Origin of the sequence: Massilia sp. 2TAF26, assembly GCF_052115005.1 — a bacterium.
Classification (GTDB): Bacteria; Pseudomonadota; Gammaproteobacteria; order Burkholderiales; family Burkholderiaceae_D; genus Telluria.
On record NZ_JBFRFV010000077.1, the window covers coordinates 1 to 833 of the forward strand.

Sequence of the window (833 nt, forward strand, 5' to 3'; positions counted from 1 at the left end):
CACGAGTCCCGCGACTGGCTGGTGAGCGCACACGATAGCGTCGCTGCGTTTCTGCCAACGCGCCTTGGTGTTCAGCTTAATCCGCGCAAGACGATCCTGCAGCCGATAGCACGCGGCGTTGACTTCGTCGGCCATGTGGTTAAGCCATGGCACACCCACACGCGGCGCAAGACCGTGTGCCGCGCTGTCGTGAGGCTGGCTGACATTGACGCCAATCGCGTTCACGCAACGGCCAACAGCTATTTCGGTCTGCTGCGCCAGTCAAATAGCAGCCACCATGACCGCGCCGTTCTGGCCAGGGCGCTACTGCGCCGCGGCCACGCCGTGAACCAGGCGCTTACGAAAACCTACCAGAGGAGCATATGAACTACCGCGACCAAGGACCATCGTACGCCCAGCAGCTTCGCGAGGCGACGGAGAAGCACGAATTGATGCTGCTGCGCGCCGCCCAGACCGGGCGCCAGGTCATCCACGAAGCAAAGTACCAATTCATCCACACAATCCACGGCCAGCAATCGGGTGGCAGCTTCGAGGTGGAGATTTACTTGACAGGCATCGCCAAGCCTGTCCGTCCCGACCAACTGCAACTTGCACCGGCCCCGGCCGCACACGAGAAAGAAGCAGATCCTCTTAACAAGGATGGGGAAGAGGTCGCGTCATGAGCTGCGAATATGTACGCGAACACTACGAAGTCCCGGCTGAAATCGGGCGGCGCGTCGTCATCAACGGCAAGCCCGGCATCATCGCGGCTGACAGAGGCCACTACATCGGCGTGAACTTTGACGAAGACAAGCCCGGCGTGATCGCCAATGCTCACCCCACCTGGGAAGTCG

At 61.1% G+C, this 833-nt stretch carries 1 protein-coding gene and 1 pseudogene; both read left to right on the forward strand.

The window, feature by feature from the left end; translation table 11 throughout:
- Positions 1-366: pseudogene (locus AB4Z32_RS27470) on the forward strand (reverse transcriptase); the annotation flags it as partial.
- A complete protein-coding gene (locus AB4Z32_RS27475) occupies positions 363-662 on the forward strand; it encodes a hypothetical protein (protein ID WP_441928226.1) in 300 nt (99 codons plus the stop codon). The pseudogene AB4Z32_RS27470 and the gene AB4Z32_RS27475, both read left to right, overlap by 4 nt.
- The last annotated feature ends 171 nt before the right edge of the window (positions 663-833 follow it).

Excerpts from the sequence above, each read along its gene's own strand:
- AB4Z32_RS27475 (WP_441928226.1), top strand. The coding sequence starts at position 363 with ATGAACTACCGCGACCAAGGACCATCGTACGCCCAGCAGCTTCGCGAG.